This is a genomic window from Asticcacaulis sp. (assembly GCF_027484505.1).
Taxonomy (GTDB): domain Bacteria; phylum Pseudomonadota; class Alphaproteobacteria; order Caulobacterales; family Caulobacteraceae; genus Asticcacaulis.
On sequence record NZ_JAIXSV010000346.1, the window covers coordinates 1 to 9,240 of the forward strand.

General features: G+C 55.3%; 12 protein-coding genes and 1 pseudogene. 6 read left to right on the forward strand and 7 right to left on the reverse strand.

From position 1 onward, the window contains the following. From Q0072_RS20145 to Q0072_RS20165, 5 genes and pseudogenes are all read right to left on the reverse strand, one after another. Positions 1 to 563: pseudogene (locus Q0072_RS20145) on the reverse strand (alpha/beta hydrolase); the annotation flags it as partial. Between the two features lie 589 nt (positions 564 to 1,152). After that, the gene (locus Q0072_RS20150; RefSeq protein WP_298333525.1) at positions 1,153 to 1,653 is read right to left on the reverse strand and encodes a cupin domain-containing protein; all 501 of its coding nucleotides are present in this window, start codon (positions 1,651 to 1,653) and stop codon (positions 1,153 to 1,155) included. Between the two features lie 269 nt (positions 1,654 to 1,922). Beyond that, complete coding sequence (gene panB / locus Q0072_RS20155; protein ID WP_298333527.1) at positions 1,923 to 2,777, reverse strand: 3-methyl-2-oxobutanoate hydroxymethyltransferase; 855 nt, start codon at positions 2,775 to 2,777, stop codon at positions 1,923 to 1,925. A 5-nt stretch (positions 2,778 to 2,782) separates the two neighbouring features. After that, complete coding sequence (locus Q0072_RS20160) at positions 2,783 to 3,109, reverse strand: antibiotic biosynthesis monooxygenase (RefSeq protein WP_298333529.1); 327 nt, start codon at positions 3,107 to 3,109, stop codon at positions 2,783 to 2,785. Next, on the reverse strand, positions 3,106 to 3,546 hold the full coding sequence (locus Q0072_RS20165) for an MAPEG family protein (protein WP_298333531.1): 441 nt from the start codon (positions 3,544 to 3,546) through the stop codon (positions 3,106 to 3,108). Before Q0072_RS20165 ends, Q0072_RS20160 begins: the two co-directional genes overlap by 4 nt. A 67-nt stretch (positions 3,547 to 3,613) precedes the next feature. On the opposite strand from Q0072_RS20165, the gene Q0072_RS20170 reads away from it, so the two are divergent. Both Q0072_RS20170 and Q0072_RS20175 read left to right on the forward strand, forming a co-directional pair. Next, positions 3,614 to 4,135 carry a helix-turn-helix domain-containing protein gene (locus Q0072_RS20170; protein WP_298333532.1) on the forward strand — a complete coding sequence of 174 codons (522 nt, stop codon included), beginning with the start codon at positions 3,614 to 3,616 and terminating at the stop codon, positions 4,133 to 4,135. Positions 4,136 to 4,275: 140 nt separating this feature from the next. Beyond that, a complete protein-coding gene (locus Q0072_RS20175; protein ID WP_298333534.1) occupies positions 4,276 to 4,650 on the forward strand; it encodes a hypothetical protein in 375 nt (124 codons plus the stop codon). Positions 4,651 to 4,792: 142 nt separating this feature from the next. On the opposite strand, the gene Q0072_RS20180 is transcribed toward Q0072_RS20175, so the two are convergent. Continuing rightward, positions 4,793 to 6,223 carry an alpha/beta fold hydrolase gene (locus Q0072_RS20180; protein ID WP_298333536.1) on the reverse strand — a complete coding sequence of 477 codons (1,431 nt, stop codon included), beginning with the start codon at positions 6,221 to 6,223 and terminating at the stop codon, positions 4,793 to 4,795. 339 nt (positions 6,224 to 6,562) lie between these two features. On the opposite strand from Q0072_RS20180, the gene Q0072_RS20185 reads away from it, so the two are divergent. The 4 genes from Q0072_RS20185 to Q0072_RS20200 all read left to right on the forward strand — a co-directional run bounded on the left by Q0072_RS20185 (position 6,563) and on the right by Q0072_RS20200 (position 8,353). Beyond that, a complete protein-coding gene (locus Q0072_RS20185; protein WP_298333539.1) occupies positions 6,563 to 6,733 on the forward strand; it encodes a hypothetical protein in 171 nt (56 codons plus the stop codon). Between the two features lie 9 nt (positions 6,734 to 6,742). Beyond that, positions 6,743 to 7,249 carry a sigma-70 family RNA polymerase sigma factor gene (locus Q0072_RS20190; RefSeq protein ID WP_298333541.1) on the forward strand — a complete coding sequence of 169 codons (507 nt, stop codon included), beginning with the start codon at positions 6,743 to 6,745 and terminating at the stop codon, positions 7,247 to 7,249. Further along, positions 7,239 to 7,847 (forward strand): hypothetical protein, encoded by a 609-nt coding sequence (locus Q0072_RS20195; protein ID WP_298333543.1) that lies wholly within the window; start codon positions 7,239 to 7,241, stop codon positions 7,845 to 7,847. The genes Q0072_RS20190 and Q0072_RS20195 overlap by 11 nt, the downstream gene beginning before the upstream one ends. A gap of 230 nt (positions 7,848 to 8,077) precedes the next feature. Beyond that, a complete protein-coding gene (locus Q0072_RS20200) occupies positions 8,078 to 8,353 on the forward strand; it encodes a helix-hairpin-helix domain-containing protein (protein ID WP_298333545.1) in 276 nt (91 codons plus the stop codon). Positions 8,354 to 8,434: 81 nt separating this feature from the next. On the opposite strand, the gene Q0072_RS20205 is transcribed toward Q0072_RS20200, so the two are convergent. Further along, positions 8,435 to 9,148, reverse strand: a complete 714-nt coding sequence (locus tag Q0072_RS20205; protein ID WP_298333547.1) for an SOS response-associated peptidase family protein — start codon at positions 9,146 to 9,148, stop codon at positions 8,435 to 8,437. Positions 9,149 to 9,240 lie beyond the last annotated feature (92 nt).

The following is a 9,240-nucleotide window of genomic DNA, read 5'->3' on the forward strand; positions in this document are numbered from 1 at the left end:
AGCGCATCGGCAAGCACCAGGAAGACTTTGTGACCTGCCACGTCTTCGTCTCGCATGTTCGGACCTGTACCGCATACAAGAATAACCGCAGGGAAGGGGCCTTTTCCATCCGGCAGGGTAAGCGTGCCCGCGAGGCTCAACTTGGCGGATTTGTTGTCGAAAACCACATCGCGCTCGGCGTATGGACGCGGACCGGCGGAGATCGCGTCCTCTTGCGGTCGGCGCTGGACCTTGGGCGTGAACTCTGCCGCCGTTGCACGATGAAAGCTAAGCGGATAAGTGCCCTGGAACGCTAGCGTGCCCTGCCAGGTTTTGCGATCCTCATTCCAAGCACCATCATAGCTGAGGCCGAGATTATCGATCTGAAATTGCAGATTTGCCCCATCTGACTTGATCTGATCGAGACGTGTGCGATTGCCGCTGGCGTTAATCAGTGCTCCCGACAGGCCGTCCGGCGCCCGGTCGATATGCACCCGGACCTTGAAGCCTGATGGTAATTGCCCCAGCCAGTCACCTGCGGCGTCCTCAGCAATGGCTGGACCCGTTGCCGACAGTATGGCCACAGCCACAATCGCGGAATATGTACAATTAGCCACAGCCGTACCCCCGTTTCACCTGCTCGAGAAACGTCACAAACGTCCAAGGCGCAACTTAATTATTGGTCATGCTGGGCTGTGGGGATGAGAAGGCGGGCCAGCTTGTGGCTAGAGGGCTTTTTCGATCAACTCAAGAAGGCGCTGGCGGATCGGCATATTCGTTGGGTAAGGATATGTTGACCCTACGGGTATCTCCCAGAATATGCGAGGTAATGCGATAGCCCTTGCCGATTTCTACGGGAACCCCGCGCCGCTGAAGCCCGTTTCCTGAGGCGTGGCAAAGGCGACATTCGCCATAGCGCTTATGGCTTTGCTTAGCAGAAACAACCGTCGCGACAAGATGGAGGCCGGTTTACCGGCGCGGGGGGCGTAGGTGTTAAAGCTGTCCATCTTGTTCAAAACGTCCCCCTTTGACCGCACTCACGTCGGATAGTTGGATGGTGCCTGTCACACGTGCTCTTGGAAAGTAGAGAAGCCGCAGGGGCCCCTCCCGATGGCGAGGCCGCAAACACAGCTTTCTCCGATTAAGATTCATTCACGGAAGGAAGCTCTTGTCTTATGCCTTGTGGCTTGGGTACGGGCTCCCGTCTTTATGCGTGAAGGCCCATCCATCCGGCATAACCCGTATCGCTACCAAGTCATCGTTTGGGTAATGTCCGGTGTCATCGGAGTTTCTATCGCCGATTTCGAGGAGTTCGACCTGCTCGTCCGAATGGTTGACAATATGATGTGCTAATCCGTTTGCCGGGAAGCCGACGCACATCCCAGGCGTCATGAGGAACTCGCCCTGATCGGTAATCAATGTCGGGGTTCCAGCCAGGACATAGACAAACTCCTGTTGTCGCGAATGACGGTGCAGCAGCGCACTTTCGCTGTTAGGCGCCAGTCGCGTAAGATTCACACCAAAAACCGTCAGGCCGAAGGCATCCCCCAGTTGTCTTTTTTCGCGCCCCGCCATTCGAGCGGCAAACGGTTCTGGATAGCTGGATACTGTTGCACGGGCAGGAACTTCGGCGGCAATGACCGGAGTCGTTCTGGCTGGTTTGCTGTCTGACATGGTTTCTCTTTCGATCTACTAGGCGTGGCCAATGGGAAGTATCAGATTGGTGGTGATTTCAGACCGCTCGATACCCTCAACAGGTTTCCCGTTGTGTATGGAGTCTCAGCCAATAAAAACCACAGGCGTTGGTGATGTCCGCTTTAGATGCTGCGACACGTTACATTGGTGACTTTGCCGGGAAAGAGCATGGCTGTCCGCAGTGGCTGCGGGTTACATCGGGGTTGATCAGGGTGCCACCGATCCCGCGACTTCTCTCTTGGCGTTCATTAACGCTTGCCTCCCGGTGCTGTGCCGTAGACATGCTCTGCAGATGGAAACGACCCCTCGCGGACGGCCGTCGCATAGGCTTCGATCGACTGTTGGATAGACGACCCAATATCGCCAAACCGCCGGACAAATTTCGCTGTCCGGGGTGTCATGCCGAGCATGTCTTCCAAAACCAGAATCTGTCCGTCACAAGCATCGCTGGCGCCAATACCAATGACGGGCGCGCGTGAGGCCTGAACAATTCGTCGGGAGATGGGCTCGACCACGGCTTCTAATACGATAGCAAACGCACCGGCCTGTTCGACAGCCAGGGCATCCTGCTCAATTGGACCGGGAGCGTTGGCACCGTTTGACCGTGCTTCTAACTCCTTACGTCCCTGTGCTCGAAAGCCGCCTAAGGTGTGAATGGATTGAGGCGTTAACCCGACGTGCCCCATGACAGGTATACCTCGCGCCGTCAAAAAGGCGATGGTGTCTGCCATATGGCGTCCGCCTTCCATCTTGACAGCGCCGCATCCGGTCTCCTGCATAATGCGCGACGCGGAATCGAAAGCCTGTTCTTTCGAACGCTCATAAGTCCCGAACGGCATGTCGACTACGACCATAGATCGAGATGATCCGGCGACCACAGCCCTCCCGTGCTGTATCATCATTTCGAGTGTTACTGGCAAGGTGGAACTGAAGCCATACACGACATTGCCGAGCGAGTCCCCGACAAGCAGGATATCGCAATAGGGATCGGCCGCCTGAGCCGAATGGAAATGATAGGCCGTCAGGGCGACAAGCCGTTCATTGCCTTTCCTGTCGAACACGTCTGGCGCGGTCAGGCGCTTGGTAATGGTTGACTGTGACATGCGCCCTAAGTGTTTCCACCGGCTTCGGTTTCTTGCTCCCTAGACACTTCCAGGTCGCCCGCCTCCCGTTCATTCAGGTAGATAAAGTCTGGCGCCTTCACACCGGCAGACTTTCTGATCTCGACGAGTTCGGGCGACTGGAAAAAGCGCTGCGCAGCTTCATGCGACGTCCACTGCGAAAAATGTACAACCCTGTTGGGGAGCTTCTGGTCCGTCAAAACCTGATAATGCCTTTCGCCAGCAAGCGCCCGCATATCCGCCGCCTGATCGAACACAGCCTTCCACGCGGTATAATCTTCAACATCATGGATGATCAGGACAAAGGCGGTCATCCGAAGGTTCCCTGAGAGGCTAAGGTCAAATCAACGAGCCACACAATCCACATTGCCGCCAGAACGACACAGGACGCGAGATATGCCCGTGCTCGATCACGGATCCGGTTGTGGCCGATATGAATAACGCTGTGTAGGCCGCGCAGCCCGACAAACGTCCATGCCAGCACCACTTGGGTCAGAGTCACATGACCAGTGAGCATCAGCATTGGAACCAGGGCGAAATAGAGCACTGGCATCTCGAACAAATTGGCGAGGTTACGTGTCGGCTTTTCGGCACTGGAAAAATAGCGCTGAACCGCGGCGCTATTGGCGAAATTCGCCGCAGTCGGGGGGTGTCGCCGAACCTGGGCCAGTCGTTGTTGGCTCAAGACCAACCAAACTCCAAAGGTCAGTCCTGCCAGCGCTAAGGTAGGCCACACAAGGGATGTCGACATCCATTGCTCCTCTCATCGTTATCTAAGTTCATATATTGAACTCAGGCTTACCACTCTGGATTTACATTTGCAACTCAGTTATTGTGTTTACATGGAAGCTCCCCCATTTCGCCACCGCTCGCCCGTTCATCTCAACAACTGCCACCTTGCGGCCAGCTTCGACTTTTTAGGCGACCGTTGGTCCTTGTTGATCGTTAGGTGCGCACTCCTGGGCATCCGGCGGTTTGACGATTTTCAGAGCGAACTGGATATTCCGCGCAATATCCTCAGCACGCGCCTTAAGAAGCTGGTTGAGGCAGGGATTATGACCCGCCAAAGCTACAAGATAGCCGGCTGCCGACCGCGCCCGGAGTATTTACTCACCGAGATGGGCCAAGCATTGCGTCTGCCCTTCTTGGCTATGCGCCAGTGGGCAGAGCGCTGGGTCGGTAATGATCGCCCCCCGCCCATGACCATTATCCGAAAGTCGGATGATCGCCCGGTTTATGTCAGCCTGGTTGATAGTGACGGTCGTCCTGTGGCGCCAGACGACCTGACTGCCACGTTTGCTGACTGGGCCGCTGAAGACCGGTCTAAGACGTGCAGGTGAATGGGATCTGACGTTAAGCCACAAGGCAGCGACATGACCGCATTGGGCACCTCTGAGCCATATTTGATGATTGGCAGACAGCTCAAGCTGCTGACACCATTGAGATTAATGGCTTTGTTTCATGCAATTGGAGTTGAACGATGTTTTGGATTGAAGCGCCTAGCCTTTTGCCCGGTCGCTTAGGCATAGCCGCACGGCCGCGAGCTGGTGACTGGCTAGAAGACGAAATTAATGGCTGGCGAAGCGCATCAGTTGACATGGTGGTAACGGTTTCCGGGAGCGATTTGATCGCGTTTGTAAAAAACGTCCAAGCCGTTGGAGGCATGGGTGTCTTCCAGTTTCATGGCATCGGGGGTGAATACTTGAGTGTACCGGCTTCGGCACATCTGGAGCTTCTCAATTATCTACAAACGCAACCTGATATCTGGGTCGGAACATTCGGGGACATACTCACGTATAGAGCCAAATATCCCGCTGAGCGGAATACGGCTACTTTCGATCAGAAACCGAACTGATCCTTTTTGACGCGACAGAACCTCATTAGTTAGAACGAACGTCTTAAAAGTCGATTGTCCGCTTTGTCGGCGATACTATCATCTTTTGCTGGGGTATTGATGACCGGATTGGGGCCTTTCAGATCAGGTCGCCGGTATGATTTCAGGGGAAGTTAAGGGCCGACAGCGTGAGTTGCGAGGGCACATCGAGACCGGCTAAAAATGTCTTTATTGCTGCGCGCACTGGAGCTAACCCGAAGACATCGAAATTATGGCTGGCGTTCAGGACTTCGACAATTTTGCATTTTGATAAGTCAGGCGCAATGTCACGGGCATTTTGTATGGGGGTTCGAGGATCGAGGTCGCCGGCAAGTATCAATACCGGTATGTCGCTCACCACAGGTGCCCGAAACGCATCGCCAAGATCAGGCAGCTTCCACACGTCTTGCATCTGATAGTCGGGAAATCCCGCAGCGTTTCCGAGAATAGATTGAGACGCCTCAGCATCTATGCGTGCGAGCCTCTCCTTTGACGCGCCCGACATTATGTCCATGGCGGGTTTCATGGCATTCTGAAGGCTTAATGCGCGTCGGTACATGAAGGCCAACTGTCCGATTTGATCAAACTCGCCCCTGAGCATGCGGGCATAGGCGGCGGGGATAGCCACCAAACTACGTGAGTCGCCCATGGCTTGAGCTGTAAGCAACTGGACATCGAACGTACCTATGGTCACGTTAGTGGCGAGGGTTGCCGGTGTGGCTGCAATCGGAACCGTTACCGGCGAAGCTGCCAGACGGCTCAAAACGGTGCGGATGTCTTTTTCAAGAGACGGGTATCCGGCTTTTCGAGCCAAGGTAAATAGCGCAGCATCAAACTGTGAGGGTAGTTTCCATGTGTGATCAGGCCCTTCGGGTCCGATTAGCACCAACTTAGTCACTGCCGCCGGGCATTGGCGCAGATAGGCAAGCGCCAAATGGGATCCATAGCTACGGCCCCAGACTGTGAACGTGTCATAGCCGAGCTCGCGGCGAACGGCATCGATATCCCAGGCGCTTTCAACAGAATTAAAAGCCGATAACTCGATATCCTGCGCTTTAATTTTTGCCTTAGCCAAAATCACGGTCTCAGACATTGGCGCTCGCCAGGCGTCAACGCTCCCGGGCTCATTCAGGGGCAGGTCATACTTGAGATTAACGGCAAGGTTTGGACTTGATCGACCCGTCCCCCGCTGATCCATGCCGACGATGTCGCCCCCAAAGAGATCAAAGGCGGCTTTCCCCGCGCGCTTTGCCAGATTGGTAACGAGGCTGACGCCAGATTCGCCGGGCCCTCCTGCCAGAACGAGGTGGGCGGAGCGCTTCGGCTTGGGGGCAGGCTCGGAGAAGCTAATGCGGACAAACGCGATCTTGAATTTAGCGTCGCGTTGCTCCCGAAACGCCGGCACATCGACCCATCCCTCTGTCTGCCAATAGATCGAACCATCTGTAGCGGTCATTTGGGTAATGCGCCAATTCTCGGTCGCTGCGAATACCTGTGGCTGGAACAAAAGCGCTGCAGAGGCGGCCGGGAAAAATGTACGTCGGGTCAGGTGCATGTTGAATCTCCAGGTGTGTGGAGATTAGACGTCCGATGGGCGCCAATTCTTACAAATGATACATAAAATTGTTTACGGATCTGACGCTCACGACGGAGTATACGTTACATTTGAAGCGGGAGGCCACTTAGGTTTAGCTTAGAAATGGCCTGCACTGCTACTAATGTCAGCTTTTCGGAAAAAATCTCACTGCAAGAATCAAGGCGGTTTTGACTTCCGCATTGGTCGCAAAGGAGTAAAGGTTGCAACCGTGAAGGACTGAAGATTATTTTCAACGATCTGTAAGTTTCGCGGATAAGCGTGCGTCTAATCTCCCAACACATCAAAAAGGAGACCGACATGTTGGGATTTTTTATTAAGCCAGAGCATCGCCTTGTGGTTTTTTTCATCGCGATAGCGCTGGCGATATCGGGCCTTGTATATGGATTCAGCACTGGCGCGTTCCAGCAAAACAACCGCGAAGCGCTAAGGGCCGAGCGTGAAGCCGCCAAGGCGACAGACGTACGCTAAAGGAAGCCTATGCCAGACGCGGACGACGATTTTGCCGGATGGATAACGCCGCACCTGAGTCGATTGGCGCGGATCAGCCGTGCCTTCGCTGCCCCGGCTGATCAGCACGACCTCATGCAGGAACTGCTGATTTCGGTGTGGAAGGCGCGTCCGGCCTTTCGGGGTGAGGCGTCATCGGCGACCTTTATTTACCGCGTGGCCCATAATCGTGCCCTGACCTGGAAACGGCGCGATGCCCTCATGGGCCTTCGTTTTTTCAATGCGCGGCATGAATTGGCAGATATGGCCGCGGATACTTGCCGTGAATCTGATCAACAAAGCCTGGATAGGCTTTATACCGCTATCCGTCAGCTTGCGCCGGTTGACCGGTCGCTAATGCTGCTGTCGCTGGATGGCGTGGCCTATGCCGACATGTCTGCGTTGCATGGCTTGAGCGAAAACACAATTGGCGTCCGACTGAACCGTGCCCGTGCGCGGCTGGTAGCCCTTATCGGGGAGATATCTGATGGATTTTGATACGCTTGAGCGCCTGTGGCGGAGTGAGGCCAATTGTCAGGCCAACGTGGCCGAGGCCTATGTCGTGGAGTCAACGCTGAAGACATTGAAAAACCGGCGGCGCAAGGTCACAATCGGTATGGGGCTGGTTGGGCTCGCCCTAACGACATGGACATGTATGATTCTGTATGCCTTAGCCGTGGGCAAGATCGCTAATCTGGCTCGTGAATGGGGGATCGTCGCCCTGCTCGTCGTCTCGTGGGTGGCTTTTTTTTCGGGGCTTTGGCAACAATGGCGGCATGTGAATGCGCACCCGCGCACGACCGACACCATGCCGGAAGTTCTCCGGGCACTAATTGATGAGAACCGCACTGCACAAGCCAGAACGCGCATGATGGCGGTGGCGCTGATCGCCTTTATAGCGGTTTTGGGGATTTGCCTGTGGCAGCTTTATACGGTCGGCAAGATGGAGCTACGCCACGTGGTGCATGGCTCGATCCTTTTTGGCGCCGCTCTAGGGATATCGAGCCTTATACACACCATCCGGTATGTGCGCCTTTTGCGACCAGAAGGTAAGCGGTTGCAACGCCTGCTCGACCAATACGAAGTTGAGAAATGACATGCATACTGTTCGACCGAATGCCCCATGTTGGGAAATTAGGATCTCAAACAATTTGACGTCTGCTTTAGGGTAGATTTTAGTCAAGTTGATATTCCCGCAGTTCCACTTCCGCCTTGGGCGCATTCCGGGCCTAGGCGCTTGAGTCAGTTAGGCTTTCGAGGCTATGCCGTCCAAGGGCATTGTCTTCAGTCGATTTGGTGACTGGCTTTGGCGACAAGGTTGCGTGAATGCAGGTTTTGGATGATCTCAGAAAGCTCAGAAATGTGGGGCCGGCAACGCGCAAGGATTTAGCCGTTTTAAAGATCGAAACCGTTTCTCAACTTGCGCAATGCGACCCGGACGAACTCTTCCGCAGACTCCAATCGGAAACGGGGGTGGCGCACGATCCCTGCGTCTGGGACGTGTTTGCCGCAGCGATCCATCAGGCTAAAACGGGGGAGGCTCTCAACTGGTGGGCGTTCACCTCTGTTCGCAAAGCCCGTCAACAAAACGGGACTTTTTGATTTTCGATAGGCCCCCGAACAAAAGCGTTAGCCCATCTGTGAGGTCTTTCTGTTTTTCGAAGGAGGCCTTGGTCGATATCCTTAAAGGAGGACGCTCTGTGTGTCGGCCCCACCTGACTGGGTATGCAGTTCATCCAGATGCGGTCCGTCCTTGCGCCGTCCGGTCGCCACGACGCTGAGGCTGCCATCGGGCAAGGGACGCTGGAGTGCCTGAACCTCGCTCCATGCGCCCGTCATCCACAGATCGCGCTCCGCTCCCATCGTCAGAATAACGGGCATGGCCTTGTCATGAACCGCGCCGACTTCGGCATTCGCGGTCGTGGTCAGGAAGGCATAGAGATCATCCGTCGTCTCGCCATCCTTGACCTTGCGCACGGAGGTCCACTGAGGCGTCCAGATGCCGGCAAAGAAGAGCAGGGGACGCTCGGGGCTTTGCGCGAACCAGTGGATGACATTGCTGCCTGACACCTGATCGGGTTCTGAGAAGGACGTAAACGGCACGAGGCAGCGGTTCGCGGGATCCGTCAGCCATTTGGCCCAGTAGGGCTTATCCGTATTGCGGATATTGGTGACACCGGAATCGTAGGTTTTGCCTTTGAGCGTGAAAGGCGGAGAGGGCATACCCCAGCGACACATGGCCAGTTCGCGGCCCTCACCGGTATTGCGCACAATAGGGCCAAACCCATTGGCGCCGATGTACTCGAACAGGGGCAGATTGCCGACCGATGATTTGAGGACCCTGGCAAGTGCGCGGATGGCCGCTTCGTTGCTGGTCATAGAGTAGAGATTACACATCGGTCGTTCTTCCTGTGGGCCATTGAGTGAAACCCAATATCTGCACCTTGCCAAGGGCTTTGCCGGCGTGGCACCTCACCGCTCTCATTGAC